General features: G+C 65.6%; 16 protein-coding genes. 15 read left to right on the top strand and 1 reads right to left on the bottom strand.

The annotated features are described in order from the left end of the window. Positions 1 to 284: 284 nt before the first annotated feature. The 6 genes from M4J40_RS06830 to M4J40_RS06805 all read left to right on the top strand — a co-directional run bounded on the left by M4J40_RS06830 (position 285) and on the right by M4J40_RS06805 (position 5,534). Entirely contained in the window at positions 285 to 881 is a 597-nt protein-coding gene (locus M4J40_RS06830; RefSeq protein WP_251753123.1) for a hypothetical protein, read from the top strand. Continuing rightward, complete coding sequence (locus tag M4J40_RS06825; protein WP_251753121.1) at positions 878 to 2,974, top strand: hypothetical protein; 2,097 nt, start codon at positions 878 to 880, stop codon at positions 2,972 to 2,974. Before M4J40_RS06830 ends, M4J40_RS06825 begins: the two co-directional genes overlap by 4 nt. Before the next feature lies 1 nt (position 2,975). Next, positions 2,976 to 3,431 (top strand): hypothetical protein, encoded by a 456-nt coding sequence (locus M4J40_RS06820; RefSeq protein WP_251753119.1) that lies wholly within the window; start codon positions 2,976 to 2,978, stop codon positions 3,429 to 3,431. Continuing rightward, positions 3,424 to 3,918 (top strand): hypothetical protein, encoded by a 495-nt coding sequence (locus tag M4J40_RS06815; protein WP_251753117.1) that lies wholly within the window; start codon positions 3,424 to 3,426, stop codon positions 3,916 to 3,918. The genes M4J40_RS06820 and M4J40_RS06815 overlap by 8 nt, the downstream gene beginning before the upstream one ends. 204 nt (positions 3,919 to 4,122) lie before the next feature. Further along, a complete protein-coding gene (locus M4J40_RS06810; RefSeq protein WP_251753115.1) occupies positions 4,123 to 4,608 on the top strand; it encodes a hypothetical protein in 486 nt (161 codons plus the stop codon). Continuing rightward, positions 4,608 to 5,534: a restriction endonuclease gene (locus tag M4J40_RS06805; protein ID WP_251753114.1), complete on the top strand. Its 927-nt coding sequence runs from the start codon at positions 4,608 to 4,610 to the stop codon at positions 5,532 to 5,534. Before M4J40_RS06810 ends, M4J40_RS06805 begins: the two co-directional genes overlap by 1 nt. A gap of 279 nt (positions 5,535 to 5,813) precedes the next feature. Here M4J40_RS06805 and M4J40_RS06800 read toward each other — a convergent pair whose 3' ends face one another. After that, a complete protein-coding gene (locus M4J40_RS06800; RefSeq protein WP_251753113.1) occupies positions 5,814 to 6,428 on the bottom strand; it encodes a TetR/AcrR family transcriptional regulator in 615 nt (204 codons plus the stop codon). A 323-nt stretch (positions 6,429 to 6,751) separates the two neighbouring features. Here M4J40_RS06800 and M4J40_RS06795 point away from each other — a divergent pair, with 323 nt between their 5' ends. The 9 genes from M4J40_RS06795 (at position 6,752) to M4J40_RS06755 (ending at position 21,485) form a co-directional block, all read left to right on the top strand. Next, positions 6,752 to 10,147: an acyl-[ACP]--phospholipid O-acyltransferase gene (locus M4J40_RS06795; protein ID WP_251753112.1), complete on the top strand. Its 3,396-nt coding sequence runs from the start codon at positions 6,752 to 6,754 to the stop codon at positions 10,145 to 10,147. 589 nt (positions 10,148 to 10,736) lie between these two features. Beyond that, entirely contained in the window at positions 10,737 to 11,687 is a 951-nt protein-coding gene (locus M4J40_RS06790; protein WP_251753111.1) for a sugar-binding transcriptional regulator, read from the top strand. Between the two features lie 81 nt (positions 11,688 to 11,768). Beyond that, positions 11,769 to 12,392 (top strand): SIS domain-containing protein, encoded by a 624-nt coding sequence (locus M4J40_RS06785; protein WP_251753110.1) that lies wholly within the window; start codon positions 11,769 to 11,771, stop codon positions 12,390 to 12,392. Between the two features lie 10 nt (positions 12,393 to 12,402). After that, positions 12,403 to 13,857 (top strand): xylulokinase, encoded by a 1,455-nt coding sequence (gene xylB, locus M4J40_RS06780; protein WP_251753109.1) that lies wholly within the window; start codon positions 12,403 to 12,405, stop codon positions 13,855 to 13,857. A 17-nt stretch (positions 13,858 to 13,874) separates the two neighbouring features. After that, positions 13,875 to 14,897, top strand: coding sequence for an ABC transporter permease (locus tag M4J40_RS06775; protein ID WP_251753108.1), 1,023 nt, complete (start codon positions 13,875 to 13,877; stop codon positions 14,895 to 14,897). A gap of 75 nt (positions 14,898 to 14,972) precedes the next feature. Continuing rightward, on the top strand, positions 14,973 to 15,926 hold the full coding sequence (locus M4J40_RS06770; RefSeq protein ID WP_251753106.1) for a substrate-binding domain-containing protein: 954 nt from the start codon (positions 14,973 to 14,975) through the stop codon (positions 15,924 to 15,926). A gap of 204 nt (positions 15,927 to 16,130) precedes the next feature. Next, positions 16,131 to 17,633, top strand: a complete 1,503-nt coding sequence (locus M4J40_RS06765; RefSeq protein ID WP_251753105.1) for a sugar ABC transporter ATP-binding protein — start codon at positions 16,131 to 16,133, stop codon at positions 17,631 to 17,633. After that, positions 17,630 to 18,283, top strand: a complete 654-nt coding sequence (locus tag M4J40_RS06760) for a hypothetical protein (RefSeq protein WP_251753103.1) — start codon at positions 17,630 to 17,632, stop codon at positions 18,281 to 18,283. Before M4J40_RS06765 ends, M4J40_RS06760 begins: the two co-directional genes overlap by 4 nt. 85 nt (positions 18,284 to 18,368) lie before the next feature. Then, positions 18,369 to 21,485: a hypothetical protein gene (locus M4J40_RS06755; RefSeq protein ID WP_251753101.1), complete on the top strand. Its 3,117-nt coding sequence runs from the start codon at positions 18,369 to 18,371 to the stop codon at positions 21,483 to 21,485. The last annotated feature ends 87 nt before the right edge of the window (positions 21,486 to 21,572 follow it).

Below are 21,572 nucleotides of genomic sequence, written 5' to 3'. Positions count from 1 at the left end.
TCTGCTGGGCTGGACATCACTGGCATTCGTCTGATCCGAAAAGTCTGCAACTTTTCGGGCGAATGCCTTGGCTTAGTCTTCTGCGCTTCCGGTGCTCACGGGCCTCAAGCCCGCTCCGCTTCGGTTCTCGAAGCCGTCGCCAGCTGCCTCACCCCAGCGAGTCTAGCTTGAACCTGATACGCCGCCGCGATGGAGGACCGTCGCGGCGGCTTCTCGTTTCTGCCCGCCCGCCACCGCGCAAACCACCGCCTGCCTAGAGTGCGGCACGGTTTTCGAGGTGGTTCATGGCATCGACGGTTTCTATCTGCAATCTGGCTCTCGGCCACCTCGGGGCCGACAAGATCGACGCTCTCAGCGAGGCGAGCAGCGAGGCGCGGGCGTGCAATCGGTTTTATGGGCAGACGCTGGATGCGTTGCTCGCCGCCGGTCCGCCCTGGCGCTTTGCCCGTCACGCGGTGGTGCTGGCCGAGGTGACGCGCACGGCGGAACAGCCGGCCAGCCTCGGGCGCTGGGCGCATGCCTACGCGCTGCCGGGCGACCTGATCCGGGTGCGCGAGGTGCGGCCGGCCGATGGCGCGGTGGCCGACGGCCCTTGCCCTTACGAACTCTCCGGCGACCGGCTTCATGCCGACATCTCGCCGGCCGTGCTGCACTACATCCGCCGGATCGACGACCCCAGCAAGTTCACGCCGCTGTTCGTCGAGGCGCTGTCGTGGCACCTCGCGGCGCGGCTGGCCATGCCGCTCACGCGCGACCCCGGCCAGCGGCAGGCGGCCTTCCAGATGGCGCTGCAGACGCAGGCGGCCGCCAGCGCCGCCGACGCCAACGACGAGCCGCAGAGCGGCAGCTTCGTTTCCGACTACGAGCGGGTGCGCCAATGACGCTCCGGGCCTATCAGCCGGCCTTCGTGGGCGGCGAGCTGTCGCCGGCCCTGTGGGCGCGCGTCGACACCAAGACCTACGCGCTCGGCCTGAAGACGGCGCTGAACCTCACCATTCAGGCCCATGGCGGGGCGCAGAACCGCGCCGGGCTGGAGTTCGTGGGCGAGGTGAAGGCGAGCGACCGGCTGACGCGGCTGATCCCCTTCCAGTTCAACGAGAGCCAGTCCTACGTGATCGAGTTCGGCGACGGTTCGCTGCGCTTCTGGCGCAACGGCGGCCTGATCGTCGCCACTGGCGGTGGCGCCTACGAGCTGGCTTCGCCCTATGCCTCGGCCGATCTCGACGACCTCGTGTTCGCCCAGGAAGCGGACGTGATGTACATCGTCCACCCGCGCCACCCGGTGAAGAAGCTCTCCCGCTATGCCGACGACAACTGGACGCTGACCGAGCCGAGTTTCGCGCCGGCCATGACGGCGCCGACGACGATCGCCGCCGCAGCGCAATCGAGCACCTCCGGACAGACGGGCTACAAGGCGCATACCTATCGCTACAAGGTGGCGGCGGTGAGCGAAGCGTCGGGCGAGGAGAGCCTGCCGTCGGACGAGGCCTCCTGCGTCAACGACCTCACGGTCGACGGCGGCATCAACCGCGTGACGTGGAGCGCGGTGACCGGCGCCAGCAAATACGTGGTCTACAAGTTTTCCAACGGCTCGTTCGGCTACATCGGCTCGACCACCGAGTTGCAGCTCGACGACGAGAACATCACCGCCGACACGGCCGACGGGCCGCAGATCGGCCGCAACCCGTTCGATGGCCCCGGCAACTACCCGCGCGCCGTCACCTTCATCCAGCAGCGGTTGGCGCTGGCCTCCACCGACAACGAGCCGCAGGCGGTCTATCTCAGCCAGACCGCCAACTACGAGAATTTCGGCTATGCCTCGCCGGCGAAAGACAGCGACGCCATCACCTTCCGCATGCGGGCGCGGCAGGTGAACATCGTCCGGTCCATGCTGGCGGCGCGCTATGGCCTGTTGCTGCTGACATCGTCGGCCGAATGGGTGGTGACGGGCGGTTCGGCGTCGGACGCCATCACGCCCAGCGCCATCGTCATCGCCAACCAGGGCTATCGCGGCGCGGCGCCGGTGCAGCCGATCAACGTCGGCGAGACGGTGCTGTTCGCCCAGCGCTCGGGCGGGGTGATCCGCGACTTTTCCTACAGCTACGGCGACGACGCCTGGGTGGGCAAAGACCTGACCATCATGAGCCGCCACCTGTTCGAGAACCGCTCGATCAAGGCCTGGGCCTATGCGCAGGCGCCGAGCTCCATCGTCTGGGTGGTGCTGGACGACGGCTCTCTGGTGTCGCTCACCTACATGAAGGAACACGAGGTGTGGGCCTGGACGCGGCACGAGAGCGGCGCGGGCGCGGTGTTCGAGGACGTGACCACCATCGCCGAGAACGGCGAGGACGTGCCCTATTTCGTGGTGAGGCGCACCATCGACGGCGCGACCAGGCGCTACATCGAGCGCCTGCACAGCCGGGCCTTCGACCGGGTGGAGGACGCCTTCTTCGTCGACTGCGGCCTCACCTATTCGGGGGCGCCGGTGACGCGGCTCGTTGGCCTGACGCACCTCGAGGGTTGCGAGGTGGTGGCGCTCGCCGACGGCAACGTGGTGCGCGGCCTGACGGTGGAAAACGGCGCGGTGAGCCTGCCGGTGGCGGCCGCCAAGGTGCATGTCGGCCTGCCGTACGCGGCGGTGCTCAGGACGCTGGATCTCGACCTCGGCATGGTCAATGAGATCGGCTCCGTGCAGGGGCGCTTCAAGTCGGTGTCGCGCGTGGTGCTGCGCGTTGAAAAGACGCGCGGCATCTTCGTCGGCCCGCGCGACGAGGGACGCGAGGGCGAGCGCATCGTCGAGTTCAAGCAGCGCTCCACCGAGGCGTGGAACCAGGCGATCGGCCTTTACACCGGCGACATCGACATGGTGCCGCCGGCCGACTGGAACCGCGCCGGCGGCCTCTACGTCAAGCAGTTCGACCCGCTGCCGATGTCCATCCTCGCCATCATGCCGGAGGTGACGCTTGGGCGTTGACGTGAGAATTGTTCCGGCGCGCGGCAAGCACTGCCGGTCGATCGGCCGGCGGATGCGGGAAAGCGACCGGCTGGAAGTCCAGCGCTCGGGGCGGCTTGGGCCAGTGGAGGCGCTGCGCCAGTCGATGCGCAACTCCGACGCCTTCACGGTGCTGATCGATGGCCGGCCGGAGATCATGTACGGCGTCGGCGATCTCGACGTGCTGGCCGGCGTCGGCGGCGCCTGGCTGCTCGGCACCGACGCCATCACCGAAAACTGGCGCTGGTTCCTGAGGGCGACGGCCGAAGGCCTGCCCGGTCTGTTCACCCGCCACCGGGTGCTGCGCAACGTGGTGGACCGGGACAACACGGCCTCGCTGCGCTGGCTGAAATGGCTGGGCGCCGAGTTCCTGGGGGACATCGACATCCACGGTCACCCCTTCGTTCTGTTCGAAATGAGGAAGCGCGGCGATGTGTGAACTTGGAACCGCATTGATGATCGGCGGCGGGCTCTTGAGCGGCGCCGGCCAGATTTCCAGCGCCAACGCCCAGTCGAAGGCCGCCCGGTATAACGCAGAGGTGCAGCGCAACAACGCCATGCTGGCCGAGCGGCAGGCCAAGAACGTGCTGGATTCCGGTACGCGCGAAGAGCAGAAGCAGAAGGCCATGACGCAGCAGCTGATGGCCAAGCAGCAGGCGGCGATGGCCGCCAACGGCGTCGATACGACCTTCGGAACGCCGCTCGACCTGATGGTGGACACCGCCAAGCAGGGCGCCATCGACGCGCTGACCATCCGCACCAACGCCTACCGGAACTACGACGACGTGCGCAATCAGGCCGTCAGCGCCCGCAATCAGGCGGCGCTCTACGACATGGAAGCGAAGAACAGCCGCACGGCCGGCGTCTTGAGCGCATTTGGCACGACGCTGAGCGGCGTTGGCACCGGCATTGGCAAGATCAAGTAGGCGGTCAGCGTCTTGCGCGATACTTGCGGTATCGAAGAACGATATCTGTCGCAATCTTGTACGAAGCGGTGGAGTTGAGCCTGAACCACTTGCGCCTCTCCTCGCTCATGCCACGTGAAAACGTGTCTTTCGCGGCCTCGTCTTTCCGGTTGTCACTTAAAACTACTGCTGGCAGGGTGATCACCGCGTAACGGGGGGCTTGCCATGAAATCGGTAGCAGAATGGGACGACAGCGAACTCGCCAATCTGGTGGCCAACTACCAGAGGCAAGGGAAAGTCAACGATGCGTACTACCTCGAACTGCTGTCGGAGCAGGCTCGCCGCAAGGGTGCGGGGCTGAATTTCGACAAGACTTTTCGGGCTGTCTTGAAGGCAGCGAGGGATCGGCGTTTTTTGTCCTACAAGCAGTTGGCGGACGAAAGTGGTGTCGAGTGGGTCAAGGTTCGATATGCGATGAACAAGCATCTTGATGATCTCCTCGAGTTTGCTCATGGGAAGGGGTGGCCTCTAGCCAGTGCGATTGTTGTCAATCAGCAGAATCTGGCCGATGGCTCCTTGGAGGCGAGCTCGTTGAAAGGCTTCTGTGATGCTGCCCGACGACTCGGCTATGCCGTGACTGACGAAGCGGTTTTCCTCCGGGAGCAGCAGGAGCGCGTCTTCGACTGGGCCGCTGGTTCCGAGGAAACGTAATGCCCATCCCTGATTACCAAACCCTCATGCTGCCCGTACTCCGCCTCGCTGCCGAGGGCGAAACGCGGGTGGCCGATGTGGCCGAGCGGGTGGCGGAGGCGTTCGGGCTTTCTGCCGAGGAGCGCGAAGAGCTTTTACCCAGTGGGCGGCAGCGGGTGCTGCATAATCGCATCCATTGGGCGAAGTCCTACATGGGCAAGGCTGGGCTGGTCGTCACGCCTGCTCGAGGGCGCTTCGTGGCGACCGAAAAGGGGCGGGCTCTGCTGGCCACCGGGCCGGAAAAGATCGATGTGGCCTTACTGCTCCGGGAGCCCGAGTTCCGTGCGTTTTACACGGGTGAGGGAGCCGCTGGCGAAGAGGTGGTTGAGAACACGGCTGTGAGACAGGCCGCGCCGGTGACGACGACGCCGGAAGAGCAGATCGACGCGGCCCACGCCACGCTGACGGCGGCGCTGCGCGACGAGCTGTTGCAACGCATCCTCGCCAACAGCCCGGCCTTCTTCGAGCAGGTGATCGTCGATCTCCTGTTGGCTATGGGTTATGGCGGTAGCCACAAGGACGCCGCCGCCCAGCTCGGCCGCTCGGGCGATGGCGGCGTCGACGGCGTGGTCAACGAGGACCGGCTGGGGCTCGACCGCATCTACGTGCAGGCCAAGCGCTATGCGCCGGGAAGCCCGGTGGGGCGGCCCGACGTCAACGGCTTCGTCGGCAGCCTCGTCGGCCTCGGCGCCAGCAAGGGCGTGTTCGTCACCACCTCCACCTTCAGCCAACCGGCCCGCGATTTCGTCAAGCACCTGACGCAGCGGGTGATCCTGATCGACGGCCGGGAGTTGGCCGACCTGATGATCGAGCATGGGGTGGGTGTGCGCGAGTATCGCAAGGTGGCGTTCAAGCGGCTCGACGAGGATTTCTTCGGGGAAGAGTGAGGGGCTGTCGCCGTTGGCGCTTAAATCGGAGTTATGCGGTAGATCCGATAAGACGCGAGCCGATCCGGAGCGCTATATCGACGGCTTGCCCCATTCTGCCCGAGGTCCTCGCCTGCGCAAGGATGACAGGAGAATTATATATTGGGAACAGTCGGATAGCTCGCGCCCCTTCCTGTCAGGCTGATACAGTAAATAACTGTTTCGTATATATAGTTCTGTCATCCTTGCGCAGGCGAGGACCTCGGCCCGAAAGAGGCGGGCCGCCGATATCAGGCTCCTCTATTCCCCCAGCCCCCGGCACGTCGCCCGTACCATCCATTCGATCTGCGCCTCCAGCGCCGTCAGCGGCACGGCCACCAGACGCTCTTCCAACCCCAGCGTGACGATGCCGTGGACGGCGGCGAAGAGGGTGCGGGCGGCTAGGGCTTGCTGGGCTTCGTCCATGGTGGGGACGAGGAGGGCGAGGGGTTCGGCGACGTGGCGGAACAGGCGGAGCTGGTCGTCGGCGGCCCAGGTAGGGAGGGCGGTGCCCTCGGCGAGGTGGAGTTCGAACAGGGTGCGCCAGAGCTTCAGGTTGTCGCGCGCGAAATGCAGGTAGGCGTGGGCGATGGCGACGAGGCGGTTGACGGCGTCGTCGCGGCTCTCAAGCGGCAGCGCGTCGGAGGCGGCGGTCAGCGCTTCGCCGAGGCGGCCGAGGGTGCGCGAGGAGACGCGCAGCGCCAACTCGTCGAGGTCGGCGACGATGTTGTAGAGGCCGCCCAAGGCTATGCCGATGTCGGCGGCTAGGTCGCGAGCCTTGAGGCTGGCCATGCCACCCTCGGCAATGCGGCGCTCGGCGGCGTCGATCAGCGCGGCGAGTTGGGCCTGCCGGCGTTCGGAAAGAGGGGCGTTCATCGACCTTCACCTTCATCGGGTGGATCCCATCCTCGAGCCGAGGCTCGCGGACCTATCCACCTCCTTTGCTTGACGCAACTCCGGACGCAAAACCGGTTCCCACTCTTGCTGGAGTTGCTTAGCTTGAACGTTGTTCATTCATGTCTTGAACGGCGTTCAAATCTTGGCTATATACATCTCATGAACGTTGTTCATAGCACGGAGGCGGGGCGGGGTGAAGGGTTTGGCGGTGGAGCTTTTTCATCGCCATTTGCGTTTCACCTGCCGATCCGCTTCCTTGCTCCCATGGCCGTTTCGCCCCCAAGACCCTCTCGGGAGGTTTCATGACCAAGCCGCTCCTCATCCAGCGCCGTTTCGGGCCGCTGTTCGTGGTGCAGTTCTTTTCGGCCTTCAACGACAATTTCCTGAAGAACGCCCTGGTGTTCATGATCCTGTTCCAGATGGGCGTCGACGGTGGCGCTTCGCTGGTGACGATCGCCACCGGCATATTGATGCTGCCGTTCATCTTCCTGTCGGGCCTGGGCGGTCAGCTGGCCGACCGCTACGACAAGGCGCGCGTCGCCGGCTGGCTGAAGCTGACGGAGATCGCCATCGCCGGCCTGGCGGTGACCGGTTTCGCCATCCAGTCGATCGCGGTGCTGATGGTGGCGCTGGTGCTGTTCGGCGTCATCTCCGCCCTGTTCGGGCCGATCAAATACGGCATCCTGCCGGACCTTCTCGCCCCCTCCGAGCTGCCGCGCGGCAACGCGCTTGTCGAAGGGGCGACCTTCATCGCCATCCTCACCGGCACCTATGCCGGCGGCTTCGTCACCGGCGCCTATGGTGGTCCATGGGTGTTCGGCGTCGCCATGATGGTGCTGGCCGTCGGCAGCTGGATCGCCGCGCTCTACGTGCCCAAGGTGGGGGCGGCGGCGCCGGAGACGGTGATCGATGCCAACGTTGCCCGGTCCACCGTGCGTCTGATCGGCGAACTCTGGGGCGACGCGCGGCTGTGGCGCACCGGCGTGATGGTCAGCCTGTTCTGGATGTTCGGCGTGGTGGCGATGGCGCTGATGCCGACCTTCGTGAAGGACATTCTCGGCGGACGCGAGGTGGCGGTGTCGGCCTACCTCACGGTGTTCGCGGTGTCGATCGCTGTCGGTTCGGCGCTCGGCGCATGGCTGTCGGCCGGCCGCATCGTGCTGTTGCCGGTGCCGGTGGCCTCCGTCGCCATCGGCCTTGCGGCGCTGGATCTCGCCTTCACGCTGTCCGGCCTGACGCCGGCCCCGGCTACCGACAGCCTCGCCGAGTTCTTCGGCCGGCCCGGCGCCATCCATGCCGCCATCGATCTCTCGGCGCTGGCCATTGCCGGCGGCGTGTTCATCGTGCCGTCCTTCGCCGCCGCCCAGCACTGGGCGCCGGTCACGCGCCGCGCCCGCGTTGTCGGCGCCATCAATGCGTTGACGGCGCTGTTCATGGTGGCCGGCGCCGGCACCGTGGCCCTGGGGCAGGCGCTCGGCGCCAGCGTGCCCATGGTGCTGGTGGCGCTGGGCCTTTTCGCCTTCGGCGCGGCGGTGTGGATCTTCAAGGTGCTGCCGACCAACCCGCTCAGCGACTTCGTCTCCATCCTGCTGCGCGCCGTGTTCCGCATGGAGGTGACCGGCACCGCCAACCTGCCGCCGGCCGGCGAGGGGGCGATCGTGGCGCTCAACCATACGAGCTTCCTCGACGCGGTGGTGGCTGTGTCCCTGCTCGACCGCGACCCGGTGTTCGCCATCGACCACACCATCGCCGAGGCGTGGTGGGTGAAGCCCTTCCTGCGCTTTACCCGCGCCATGCCGCTGGACCCGACGAAGCCGCTGGCGACGCGGTCGCTGATCGCCGCCGTCAAGGCGGGCGAGACGCTGGTGATCTTCCCGGAGGGGCGGATCACCGTCACCGGCACCTTGATGAAGGTCTATGACGGCGTCGGCCTGATCGCCGACAAGGCCGAGGCGCCCATCGTGCCGGTGCGGCTTTCCGGGCTGGAATCGACCGTGTTCAGCCGCCTCAACTCGCTGCAGGTGAAGCGCCGCTGGTTCCCCAAGGTGACGGTGACCATCACCGAGCCGGTGCGGCTTTCCTTGCCGGAGCACTTGAAGGGCAAGGCGCGCCGGCAGGCGGCGGGCAACGCGCTCTATGGCATCATGTCGGACATGATGTTCCGCACCACCGACACCGACCTCACCATCTTCGAGGCGATGGTGGCGGCGGCGCGCCAGCACGGCGCCGGGCGCATGGCGCTGCGCGACCCGGTGGGCGGCAAGCTCAGCTATCGGCGCATGCTGATGGGCGCGCGCATTCTCGGCCGCAAGCTCATGCCGCTGGCGGCGCCCGGCGAGACGGTGGCGCTGATGGTGCCCAACGCCGTCGGCGTCGTCGCCGCCTTCCTCGGCCTGCAATCGGCGGGTCGCGTGCCGGCGATGATCAACTTCACGGCCGGCGCGGCGAACATTCTCTCGGCCTGTGCGGCGTCGAAGGCCAAGGTGTTCGTGACCTCGCGGCTGTTCGTGGAAAAGGGCCGGCTGGAGCCGCTGATCGCCGCCATCGAGGGCACGGTCAAGGTCGTCTGGCTGGAGGATATCCGCGCCACGGTGACGACGGCCGACAAGCTGGACGCCATGGTCAACTGGGGAAAGCGGCTGAGGAAGGCCGGGCCGGACGATGCGGCGGCCATCCTGTTCACCTCGGGGTCGGAAGGAACGCCGAAGGGCGTGGTGCTCAGCCACCGCAACATTCTCGCCAACGTGGCGCAGGTGGCGGCGCGCATCGATTTCTCGCGCACCGACACGGCCTTCAACGCGCTGCCGATCTTCCATTCCTTCGGGCTTTCGGCCGGGCTGATCCTGCCGCTGGTCTCGGGCGTGCCGGTGTTCCTCTACCCGACGCCGCTGCACTACCGGATCATCCCGGAGCTGGTCTACCAGACCAACGCCACCGTGCTGTTCGGCACCGACACGTTTCTCTCCGGCTATGGCCGCATGGCCCACCCCTACGACTTCCGCTCGCTGCGGCTTTTGGTGGCCGGCGCCGAGGCGGTGAAGGAGACGACGCGCAAGCTCTACGCCGAGAAGTTCGGCCTGCGCATCTTCGAGGGCTATGGCGTGACCGAGACGGCGCCGGTGCTGGCGCTCAACACGCCGATGCACAACCGGGCGGGCACGGTCGGGCGGCTGCTGCCGGGCGTCGAGCATCGGCTTGAGCCGGTGGAGGGCGTCGAGGCGGGCGGGCGCATGCACGTGCGCGGGCCGAACGTCATGCTCGGCTACCTCCGTGCGGAAAACCCCGGCGTGCTGGAAGCGCCCGAGGACGGCTGGCACGACACCGGCGACATCGTGGCGCTCGACGACGACGGCTTCGTCGCCATCAAGGGCCGCGCCAAGCGCTTCGCCAAGATCGGCGGAGAGATGGTGTCGCTGGCGGCCATCGACGCGCTCGCCACCCAGTGCTGGCCGGACGCGATGTCGGCCGCCGCCAGTGTGCCGGATGCCAAGAAGGGCGAGCGGATTGTTCTCGTGACCGACCGGAAGGACGCCACGCGGGACGGTTTCATGGCATTTGCCCGCGAGCGCGGGGCGACGGAGCTGATGATGCCGAGCGAGGTGCTGGTGGTGCCGGCGTTGCCGCTGCTCGGCTCCGGCAAGACGGATTTCGCGGGGCTGGGGAGATTGGTGAGGGAGAAGGTGGCCGGCGGGGTGTGACGTTGCCGGCTGGTTGATGGGTTGGGCTTCGGGGGAGCGTGATAGGGCCCTCGGAGCCCCACTCGTCCTGAGGTCCTGCGCATGAAGCGCAGGATGACAGGAGAGGGACATGAAACAAGGAGATGTGTGGTGTTCCCGCTGCGCTTTCGGTGAGCAAGAGAGGCTCCCGCACGTATCATGCTGTCATCCTGCGCGTGAGGCGCAGGACCTCGAGCAGAAAGGGGCAAGGGAGGCATATCGGGCGCCCTTGCGTCATGGAGCGTGATAGGGGCCGAGGAGCGATCTCGTCCTGAGGTCCTGCGCATGAAGCGCAGGATGACAGTTAATTGATATGAAACAGGTGCTTAGCCTGTTCTCGGCTCTCCCGTGATGCCCATTGCGCCTGCTGCGAGATGACGCTCCCTCACCATCGAGCTGTCCTCTCTGTGCAGGCGCAAGACCTCGGGACGGTGGGGATCGGCCGCCCCTCAAGGCCCGGACGCGCCAAGCACTTGTCGGTTGCATCCGACCATTTTCTTTCGTCATACGGGCTCACGCGGCTCTGCAAATGTGATAGCAGTTCCGATCAAATGAGCGGAGACACTTCCACATGCCAAAACGCCCTCTCCAGAAACTCCAGGCCTCCCTTGTGGCGCGCCGCTACTACCTCGAGAACCAGACCAAGTCGGAAATCGCCGACAAGCTGGGCATTTCCCGGTTCAAGGTGGCGCGACTGATCGAGACGGCGCTCAAGGAGGGCATCGTTCACATCGAGATTCGCGACCAGAGCGATCTCAACACCGAACTGGCCGAGCGGCTGCGCGAGGCCTATGGCCTCAATGTCGCGCTGGTGCTGGACGGCCCCGATCTGCCGTCGAACGCGCTGATCGAGCCGCTCGGGCTGCTGGTCGCCGATTTCCTCGAGGAAACGCTGACCGACGGGCAGCTTCTGGGCCTCTCCTGGGGGCGGACGCTGGCGGCGGCCGCCAAGGCCATCTCCAAGCTGGCCAAGGTGGATGTCGTCCAGGCGGCCGGCAGTCCGGCGCGGCTCGATTTGTCGCAGAATCCCACCGAACTGGTGCATCGCTTCGCCCGCGCCGCCGGCGGCCTCGCCTATCCGCTGTTCGGGCCGATGTGGGTGGAAGACCCCGAGCTGGTGGGCAAGCTGAGGGCCGAACCGTCGATCGCCGACGCCATGTCGCGCTACGACAAGATCGACGCGCTGGTGGTGGGCGTCGGCTCGTGGCGGCCGCAGGAATCCTGTCTTTGCTCGGGCTTTCCGGAGGATTGGCGGCGCGAGGCGCTGAAGCACAACGTGCAGGCCGACATCTGCGCCACGCTGATCGACCCCGACGGGCAGGCGGTGGGCAGCCCGCTCGACAGCGTCGGCCTCTGCCTCAGCACCGAGCAGCTTCGCCGCATTCCCGAGCGGATCGTGGCCGGCGGCGGCCTCGAAAAGGTCGATGCCATCCGGGCGGTGCTGAAGGGCGGCTGGGTCACCACGCTGATCACCGATGCCAGCGTCGCGCGCCGGCTGGTGGGGGAGGTTGTCCGCTACTAACCGCTCAAATGAGCATGCACATACTCACTTGACGATGCTGATTGGGCTGTCGTATGACTCCTTTCGCCAAGGGAGGCATACATGCAGTCAGATCAAGATTGGCTCGAACGGGCCAAGACCGTCGTGCGCGCGGACGCCGCTTCCATCGAAGCCATCCTCGACAGCGTCGACGACAATTTTCTCGCCGTCGCCCGGTATCTCGCCGCCTGCCGCGGCAAGATCCTGGTGACCGGCAGCGGCACGTCCGGCAACGTGGCGGCGCGTGGCGCCCACATCCTGTCGGTCTGCGGCGCCGCCGCCTTCTACCTGTCGCCCGGCGACGGCCTGCATGGTGGCCTCGGCGTGCTGCAGGCCGACGACGTGGTGCTGGCCCTCTCCAAGGGCGGCAGCTCGGCCGAACTCAACGATTTCTGCGCCCGCGCCAAGACGCTGTGCTCCGGCGTCATCGCCATCACCGCCGATCCGGCGTCGAAACTGGCGGCGCTGTCGGACCATGTCATCACGCTGAAGCTGCCGGCCGACGGCGACCTCGGCGGCGTCGTCGCCACCGGCAGTTCGCTGGCCGCCGCGGCGGTGACCGACGTGTTGGCCGAGATGCTGCGCATCGCCCGGGACTATTCCTGGGAGAGCCTGCTGTTCACCCATCCCTCCGGCGCCGTCGGACGCGATGCGGAGAAGAGCCTGAAGCGTCTCGGCAGCAACTGAGGGTGACGCCATGCCCCGCGATCTCGTGGCCGGTATCGACTCTTCCACCCAGTCCAGCACCGTCGTTCTGAGGCGGATCGAGGACGGCGCCGTGGTTGGCGAGGCCCGCAAGCCGCACCCGCCGACGACGCCGCCGGTGAGCGAGCAGCCGCCGGAAGCCTGGTGGCAGGCGCTTTGCGCCGCCTTCGCCGATCTCGCCGACCTCGTGCCGCGCATCGCGGCCGTGTCGGTGGGCGGGCAGGGGCATGGCCTCGTCATGCTGGACGAGAACGGCGTCGCCCTGCGCGACGCCAAGCTCTGGAACGACACCGAGGCGGCGCCCGACGCCGCCCGGCTGCGCGACAGGCTGCCGCCGAAGGCCTGGGCCGAGCGCACCGGCTCGATCCCGGCGCCGGCGCTGACCGTCAGCAAGCTGGCCTGGACCGAGCGCGTCCACCCCGGCCTCGTTGCCCGGGCGCGGCACATCATGCTGCCGTCCGACTATATTCTGTTCCGCCTTTCCGGCCGTGCCGCCACCGAGCGGGGCGTTTCCTCGGGCACCGGCTATTTCGATCCCTTCCGCAACGCCTGGGACTTTGAATTGGCCGAACAGGCCGTGCCGGGCATCGACTGGGAGCGCGTGCTGCCCGACATCGTCGGCTCCAGCGAGATCTCCGGCGAGGTGCGGGCCGCTTCGGGCATCGACGGCCTGCTCGGCGCCGCCGTCGCCGCCGGATCGGGCGACAACCAGACCGCCGCCCTGGGCATGGGCATAAAGGAGGGCGACCTCGTCATCTCCTTTGGCACCAGCGGCACCATCTACGGCCGCACGCCGGTGGCCATCAAGGACGAGAGCGGCGCCATCAACGGCTATGCCGACGCCACCGAGGCGTTCCTGCCGATGGTGACGACGCTCAACTCGGCCAAGGTGACCGATGCCTTCCGCCGCATTCTCGGCGTCGGCGTCGAAGCCTTCGACGACATGGCGCTGGAAACGCCGCCCGGCGCGCGCGGGCTGGTGCTGGTGCCCTATCTCGACGGCGAGCGGACACCGGACCTGCCCAACGCCACCGGTTTCCTGAGCGGATTGCGCAGCGACGTCACCCCCGGGCAGATGGCCCGCGCGGCGGTCGAGGGCGTCATCTCAGGTCTACTGGAAGGAGGGGACCTGCTGGTGTCGCACGGCCTCAGGACCGACGGCCGCCTGATCGTCACCGGCGGCGCCTCGCGATCGCGGGCCTACCGGCAGATCCTCGCCGACCTGACCGGACGGCCGGTCTGGACGTGCGACCTGCCCGAGGCGGCGGCGGCCGGCGCTGCCGTGCAGGCCGCGGCGGCGGTGACCGGTCGCACGGCCTCGGACGTCGCCGAGGCGTGGATGCCGCATTACCAGATCGTCGCCGAGCCGAGGGCCGACGTCGCCGCGGAGGCGGACGGCGTGAGGGAGGCCTATCGCCGGGCACGGCGGTTAGCCGAGACGGCTTGAGCCTTTAGGGAGGAATCATGACCAACGCCACTCAGCTGCCAGCCAAGGCGGCAAACACCATCCGGATTCCCGCCGAGGCCGGCATCGCCTTCGTGCTGCTGGTCGTGCTGGCCGGCGGAGCTCTCGCGTCGCCGAATTTCCTGACGCTGTCCAACATCTTCGTGCTGCTGCTCAACGGCGCGGTGATCGGCTTCCTCTGCCTGGGGCAGAGCTTCGTGCTGTTCACCGGCGGCATCGACCTGTCCTGCGGTTCGGTGGTGGCGATGACCTGCGTGTTGGCCGCCGTGTTCATGGAAACGCTGGGGCTGCCCTGGCCGGTGGCCTCGCTCCTGGTGCTGGCGGTGGGGGCGATGGCCGGCGCGGTCAACGGCCTGATCATCGACAAGACCGGCGTGCCGCCGTTCATTGTCACCTTCGCCATGATGGGCGTCGCAGCCTCGATCCCGCAGATCATCACCGGCGCCGAGTCGATCCGCGTGATGCAGTTCGGCTATCGCATGATCGGTCAGGCGCGGTTCTTCGGCATACCCTTCCCGGTGATCGCGCTCGCCATCGCCATCGCGGTCGCCGCCGTGTTCATCAAGCGGAGCGTGACGGGCACCCATATCCTGGCCGTTGGCGGCAATGCCGAGGCGGCGCGGCTCGCCGGCGTCAACACCTCGCGCATTACCATTCTCGTCTACGCCATTGCCGGCTTCTGCGGCGCTTGCGGCGGCCTGATCTACGGGTCGCGCCTGATGACCGGCTACCCGACGGCCGGGCGCGGTGACGAGCTGTTCTTCTCGATCGCCGGCGCGGTGGTCGGCGGCGTCAGCCTGTTCGGCGGCATCGGCACCATCTATGGCGCCATGATCGGCGCGACGCTGATCGCCACCATTTCCAACCTCATGAACGTGCTGAACGTCAACGCCTACTGGCAGCCCCTGGTGATCGGCGTGATCATCCTGGTGGGCGTGACCTTCGACACCATGCGGACTTCGAGCCGCCTGTCCCTCCCGTGGGTGAGGCTGCTCAAGGAGAAGATTTCCGGCGGGAAGTGAATTCCGCCCGAAAGCGGCGCCGCGGCATCGTCCATGCGGGCCGGACAACCAAAGCATCAAGCTTGGAGGAGTAAGATGAAGGACCTCTGGAGGAATACCGCCCTGACCGCCATCGGCGCATCGCTGCTGTTCGCAGCCTCTGCCCATGCGGCCGACAAGCCGGTGCTGGGCGTCGCCCTGCCCAACCTGACCAACCCCTACTATGTCGCGATGAAGAAGAGCTTCGAGCAGAACGGCGCCGACCAGGGCTTCGAGGTGCGCGTGCTCATCGCCGACAACGACGAAGCCAAGCAGCTGTCGCAGGTGCAGACCTTCGCCCAGCAGGGCGTCAGCGCCGTGGCCCTCAACTGCGTCTCGTCGGGGCCGTGCGTCGCCTCGGTGGCCGAGCTGAACCAGGCCAAGATCCCTGTGTTCACCATCAACCTGCTGCCCGACCCCGAAGGCCTCAAGGCGGAGAATCTCACCGTCGTCCAGGCCGTGCAGACCGACCAGAAGGCCGGCGGCGTCTACATCGGCCAGCAGCTTCTCAAGGACATCGGGCCGACCGGCTCGGCCGTCATCGGCATCGTCGGCGAGCCGACCTCGGTGTCGGCCAACACCCGCGACGACGGCTTCAAGGAGGCGCTGGCGTCCAACCCGAACGTCAAGTTCGTGGCGCTGGTCAACGGCAAGGTCGAGGAGACCACCTCGCTCAAGGTGACCACCGAGATGCTGCAGGGCAACCCCGACATCACCGTGGTCTATTCGGACACCGAGCCGGCCGCCCTCGGCGCCATCGCCGCCATCCAGCAGATCGGCCGCGAGGACGTGAAGCTCTACGCCTTCGTCGACAAGCTGGGCGTCAAGCACATCGAGGACAACTCGATCCTCAAGGCCGGCGCCATCCAGGAGCCCGCCAAGCTCGCCCAGATCCAGGTCGAGAACATCAAGAAGTATCTCGACGGCGAGACCCTGGCGCCGGTGATCGACAGCCCGCCGCTGCTCGTCAACAAGGACAATGCGGCCGAAACTGTCGACAAGGCCTACTGAGCCGCCTGTCCAGAAATCCTGCTGGGGCGGGCATCCGCCCGAAAAGTTGCAGACTTTTCGGGCCAAGCGGATGCCCAGGGATGGCGCACCCCAGCGGATTTCAGGCCAGACTTGTAGCGACAACAAACGACCAACTGAGCCAGCAACAGCGTCGCGCGGACCCGAGGGCCCGCGCGCCCATCATCGCGATAGAGGAGGGCGGGGATGACCACAGCGATCAGCTACCAGGCGAAGGGCATCGTGAAGGCCTTCGCCGGTGTCGTGGTGTTGCACGGCGTCGATTTCGAGGTTCGGCCCGGCACGATCCACGGTCTTCTCGGCCACAACGGCGCCGGCAAGTCGACGCTGTTGAAGATCCTGGCCGGCGCCCAGCCGCATGATCGCGGCACGCTGTCGCTCGGTGGCGAGGCATTGTCCTTCGGCTCTCCCCGCGAGGCGCTCGCCAAGGGGATCGGCTGCGTCTACCAGGAGCTTCGCCTCATCCCCAACCTGACGGTGGCGGAAAACCTGTTTCTCGGCCGCGAGATGATGCGGCGCGGGCTTCGGGACACCCCCGCCATGAACGACTACACGCGCGATCTCCTCGCATCCTACGGGTTGAAGATCGACGTGGCCCGGCCGGTCAAGGAACTCTCCCACCCCGAGAAGCAGCTGATCGAGGTGATCGCCAACCTCGACGGCAAGGCGCGCTTCCTGTTCCTCGACGAGCCGACCACGGCGCTCGACGGCCGCCAGTCGAAGGAGCTGCTCGACAGCGTCCGCCGCATCGCGGTCGAGCGCCACATCGGCATCGTCCTTGTCTCGCACAAGCTCGACGAGGTGCTGCCGGTTTCCGACGAGGTCACCGTGCTCTCCGGCGGTAAGGTGGTCTATCGCGATGAGGGGGGAGCGGCCAACAAGCAGGCGATCGTCGACGCCATCGTCGGCGACGCCCACGTCCGCTCCGGCCCCAAGGTGGAACGCCGCGCTGCCGAGGGTGAGGGCGAGGTGATGGTGTCCGTGCGCGGCCTCGCCGGCAAGCGGCTGAAGGGGGCCGACCTCGAAGCGCGTCGGGGCGAGGTGCTCGGCCTCTACGGTCTCGTCGGCGCCGGCCGCACCCGCTTCCTACGCACGCTCTACGGCATGGAGCCGGTTCTCGCCGGCAGCATCGAGCTGGGCGGCAAGCCCTACAAGCCGACCAATCCCGCAGGCGCCATCGCGCGCGGCATCGCCTTCCTGACCGAGGAACGCAAGATCGACGGTTTCGTGCCGATGATGTCGGCCTGGAAGAACGTCGTGCTGTCGACGCTCGATCGCTACCGCTCGGGCGGCCTCGTCAACGTCGCGGGCTCGCGCGCCTCGGCCGTGGCGACGCTGGACAGGATCGGCACGCTCGGCCGGTTCGACGCGCCGGCGCGGTCGCTGTCGGGCGGCAACCAGCAGAAGGTGCTGCTCGGCCGCATCATCGAGCAGAACGCCGACGTGGTGCTGCTCGATGAGCCGACCAAGGGCGTCGACATCGGCGCCAAGGGCGACATCTACGACATCATTCGCCGGCTCGCCGACGAGGGGCGCTGCATCATCGTGGTCTCCAGCGAGGAGGAAGAGCTGATGGAGGTGTGCGACCGCGTCGCCATCTTCCGTCACGGCCGGTGCGACGGAACGACCCGGCCGATCGGCGAGTGGTCGCTCGGCAAGCTGCGCGAAGCGGCCTGGGCGCCTGCATGACCGGCCTTTCCGCTTCCCTTTACGCCGCCGATCCCTTGCGCCTCGAAGAGGAGATCGGGGCGGTGGCGCCTTACGTCGAGTCCTTCCATCTCGACATCATGGATGGCGTGTTCGCGCCGGAATACGGCCTTAGCGGCCGGCTGGTCGGCGACGTCCGGCGGGTGACGGACAGGCCGCTCGACGTGCACCTGATGGTGGGCGAGCCGCGCGGCGCCATCTTGCGCTATGCCGAGGCGGGCGTCCGGTCGATCGCCGTTCATGTCGAAGGCGAGACCGACTTTTCCGAGGCGGCGGCCATCGTGCGGGCGAACGGCGTTCAGCTTCTGGCCGCCATTCGGCACACGACGCCCGTCGCCCGCCTTCAGGACGTGGCGGAGATCGTCGACGGCATCATGTTCATGACGGCGCCGCTCGGCGGCGGGGCGTTTGACGACAACGCGTTTCTCCGTCTTGCCGGCCGCCCCCGGCATCTGCCGACGACGGTCGACGGCCGCATCGAGGCCAGCCATTTCCGGCGTCTTTCAGACCTCGGCGTCGATCTCGCGGTGCTGGGCGCGGCGCTGTTCGCCGGTGGGCGGGCAGCCGAGACGGCGCGTCTTTACGCCACGGAGCTGGCCGGGCCGGGGCTCGCTTCCGACAGCACCTCCTGAGAACCCCGGCTCCACCACGGAAACCTCACATCCGTAGCGTCGCACCGACAGCGTCGGAAAGACGCGCGAGCGATGCGAGGACCAGATGCCCGTTGTTCCGACCTACGAAGACCGGGGCATCCGCCTCGACCCCGGCCTCAACTTCCGCGACAACACCAAAGCGACGCCGGAGATGTTCGGCTCCGGCATCGGCACGGCGCTCGGCAGCGTCGGCAAGGGGCTGACCGACATCGGGCAGGCGGTGTCGGAGGCTGCCATCGCCAGGGAAAAGGCCAGGGCGGAAGCGGCCAATGGTGCCAAGGCGCCGTCCGATCTTGCCAGCGTGGAAAACGAAGCGGCGGCGAACATGGGTTTGCAGCGCGTTGTGGCCGAGCTCGGTCAACGAGGAAATGGGAACAGCGAGACGCTGGGCGACAATGGTGCGCCGACGGGGCCGGTCGACACATTCCTGAAGTACCAAGCGGACATCGACGGGGTGGTGAAAGCGACGCGCCATGGCCTTTCTTCGCCTTCGCATGAGCTGTTCGACGGAAAGATCGCCCCGATCGTCTTGGATCTGAAGAAGCAAGGGGTGGAGGTCCAAGCCAAAGCGGTCAAAGACGCCATTCTTGGCGGATACATGGCGGGGATCGATAGCTACAAGGGGCTTGCAGTTGATGTGTCGACCGACGAGGCCGTGTACGAGGGCTACCTCGCATTGGGGGTCGAGCAGCTCAAGCAGTTCGGCAGTCTTCAGGGCTGGAGTTCGGACGATTTCGAGAAGGCGAAGAAGGGCTACATCTCCGACACTCGCAAGCGCAAGACACTGAAGATCGCCGAGGCCGACCCGCTCGAGGCGCTGAAATACAGCCTCGACTATGCCGCCGAACTGACGGATGCCGACAAGATGGCGCTTCACGACGCCATGGAGCCGGGCCTGAAGGCGGCGATGAAGCGCGAGAGCGCTCACTACAGCCAGGCGAATCCGGCCCCGGACCAGTTCGCGGCATCGAATCTTTCACCGGCAGCCTATGTTATCCTCGCCGCCATCGGAGGAGCGGGGGCACCCGCATATGACGCCCAGAACGGTGGGGGGCGTTTCGGCGACTTCTCAAAGCATCCGGGCATGGTCGGCTTTGGCGGCACATCGACGAAGGCCGGGCGATACGGACTGGATGGCTCGACATGGGAACGGATCGTCGGCCTAACAGGACTTGGCGATTTCAGCCCGGCCTCGCAAGACCGGGGCGCCTGGGCGCTGGCCCAGACGAACTACCGCACTGAGACCGGCCGCGGCCTTGAGGAAGACATCAAGGCTGGTCGTTGGGCCGCCATTCGCGAAACTCTTGCGCCGACGTGGCCGGGGCTGGCCAAGCTCACCGATGAGGATTTCATGAAGCTGGCCGGCTGGCCGGCGGCTGACGTCTCGCAAGGCGCCTCGGCGAGCGGCATCGGTTCCGATTCGGCGGCCTCTGCCCATGCCACTCCACTTCCTCCCTTGGCGCCTTCTCCAAAGGCTCCGACCGCGAGACTCTCGCCGGAGACGGAGGCGCTCCTCGCCAAACTGTCGCCCGCGCGGGCCGAAGAGTTGCGGGACGCGGGATTGGCCGGCGTGCTGGAAGACGCACGGGAGAGGGTCAGGGGCGACGCCGTGCTGGGGCTGAACAGAGCGGAGGCCTATCGACAGCGGATCGACAGTGGCGACAAGACCCTGACGCTGCGCGAGATCAATGAAGACGTGCTGCTGAAGTCTGACCAGAAGGCCGAACTGGGTGCTGTTTTCGAGGCTAAGATGCCAGAACTTCTAAATATTGATAAGAATATAGAGAAGTTTTATGCTGGAGATCTGAAACTAAATCCCGCCAATGATGAAGATAGAATCGAGAACGATGCGTTGTGGGCCGGAATATCAATTGGAAAAAAAGCGGAAGAACTAACGTTATTGCTGAAAAATCTGGTTAGCAAGACCGGTATGGTGCCCTCTCCGGTTCTTAGAGACATTCAGCGTGGGCTCGATTCTCGTGAACCCAAAATGGTTCAGGACGCGCTTCAACTCTCCCAAGCGCTCATAGCAGCGTCGAAGTCAGCGTTTAGGTATGGAGAGGGCAAGACAATAGAAAACGCTGCGATTGATTTCAGGCACATGGTCAATGACTTGGGGTATCTGCCCGAAGAGGCGACGAGTTACTATCTCCGTACGACAGACCCCGAAAGGCGTGTTTTTATAGATGATAAGGAAGTCAAAGAGGCTCTAGATGCGGTCGATATCGAAACAGTCGTCGATATTTTTGATTTCGACTTTTCTCTGTGGGATCAGTCGGCTGGTTTCACTATTGGACTCCAGAACCAAATGTTGAGTGACTACAGAGATTTGTTTGAGAGGGAGCTCAGGGATACTGGTGACCCGGAAATGGCAAGTAATCGTGCAAAAATAAAGTTCAAGAGGGTCTATGGAGTGACCAATGTGACTGGCAGTAAGACGATTATGCCTTATCCTCCAGAAATGTTTGCTGGCGGTTCGGCTGAGTCGATCGATTTATTGTCAAAATATCTATTTGAAGACATTGCAAAAAATACGGGTGATAAAAATATAGATCCCGATGATGTCGTGCTTATGCCTACAGCTGAGACTGCTCGCCTTGTTCATGAAGGGAAGCCTCCGATCTATAATGTTCTAATATTTAGAAGAGACGCCAACGGATATAAATATCCAGACGGCGCGATCTTCTCGTTTGGGTATTTCTTCGATTCGGAACGGGCGAGAAAAGAAATGGAAACGAAGAGGACTGAAGAATATAGGAAGAACACGGAAGAAGAACTTGCAAAGGCGCAGCAGCAAAAAAAGATACTCGAAATTCGTGCCCAGGAGAGTGGGGCTTATCTTCTCTCAGTTGGAGTGCCTTCGGAAGGTTATCCAAGGCACTACTCCGAAGAGGATGTCCCGGAAGCCTATGTCACAGGTGGCCCTGGCCCTGGTCTTGGCTCACCAAGGTTCAAACGGATTGTCCGTAGCCCGGAGGAGCGGAGCAAAATCGCGGAAGGATTGAATGCTGAGTATGAGAAGCATCATGGTTGGCGGGGTGCCATCGAAAATGTCGACAAGAGGATCGAAGGCGCCAAGGAGAAGCTGTCCAAGCTGCCCGCGCCCCCTCCTGCGAAGCTAGCCCCTCCAAAAGAACAGACATTTATGCAGTCTCGACATAAGCCGGAGGGACAGCGCTGATGCCTTGGGTCAAGCTCGACGAACAGTCCGAAGGGATCGGAACAGTGGTTCCCATCTTGGAGCCGCCGGCTGACCTCGCGGCCCCAT

This window comes from Pleomorphomonas sp. JP5 (assembly GCF_023721815.1).
Lineage (GTDB): Bacteria > Pseudomonadota > Alphaproteobacteria > Rhizobiales > Pleomorphomonadaceae > Pleomorphomonas.
Note: the sequence above shows the minus strand (reverse complement) of the source record. Positions and strands in the feature narration are given on the sequence as shown.

Coding starts and splice junctions, on each gene's coding strand:
- M4J40_RS06830 (WP_251753123.1), top strand. CDS start 285: ATGGCATCGACGGTTTCTATCTGCAATCTGGCTCTCGGCCACCTCGGG.
- M4J40_RS06775 (WP_251753108.1), top strand. CDS start 13,875: ATGACCAACGCCACTCAGCTGCCAGCCAAGGCGGCAAACACCATCCGG.
- M4J40_RS06790 (WP_251753111.1), top strand. CDS start 10,737: ATGCCAAAACGCCCTCTCCAGAAACTCCAGGCCTCCCTTGTGGCGCGC.
- M4J40_RS06800 (WP_251753113.1), bottom strand. CDS start 6,428: ATGAACGCCCCTCTTTCCGAACGCCGGCAGGCCCAACTCGCCGCGCTG.
- M4J40_RS06810 (WP_251753115.1), top strand. CDS start 4,123: ATGAAATCGGTAGCAGAATGGGACGACAGCGAACTCGCCAATCTGGTG.
- M4J40_RS06770 (WP_251753106.1), top strand. CDS start 14,973: ATGAAGGACCTCTGGAGGAATACCGCCCTGACCGCCATCGGCGCATCG.
- M4J40_RS06815 (WP_251753117.1), top strand. CDS start 3,424: ATGTGTGAACTTGGAACCGCATTGATGATCGGCGGCGGGCTCTTGAGC.
- M4J40_RS06785 (WP_251753110.1), top strand. CDS start 11,769: ATGCAGTCAGATCAAGATTGGCTCGAACGGGCCAAGACCGTCGTGCGC.
- M4J40_RS06760 (WP_251753103.1), top strand. CDS start 17,630: ATGACCGGCCTTTCCGCTTCCCTTTACGCCGCCGATCCCTTGCGCCTC.
- M4J40_RS06825 (WP_251753121.1), top strand. CDS start 878: ATGACGCTCCGGGCCTATCAGCCGGCCTTCGTGGGCGGCGAGCTGTCG.
- xylB (WP_251753109.1), top strand. CDS start 12,403: ATGCCCCGCGATCTCGTGGCCGGTATCGACTCTTCCACCCAGTCCAGC.
- M4J40_RS06795 (WP_251753112.1), top strand. CDS start 6,752: ATGACCAAGCCGCTCCTCATCCAGCGCCGTTTCGGGCCGCTGTTCGTG.
- M4J40_RS06755 (WP_251753101.1), top strand. CDS start 18,369: ATGCCCGTTGTTCCGACCTACGAAGACCGGGGCATCCGCCTCGACCCC.
- M4J40_RS06765 (WP_251753105.1), top strand. CDS start 16,131: ATGACCACAGCGATCAGCTACCAGGCGAAGGGCATCGTGAAGGCCTTC.
- M4J40_RS06805 (WP_251753114.1), top strand. CDS start 4,608: ATGCCCATCCCTGATTACCAAACCCTCATGCTGCCCGTACTCCGCCTC.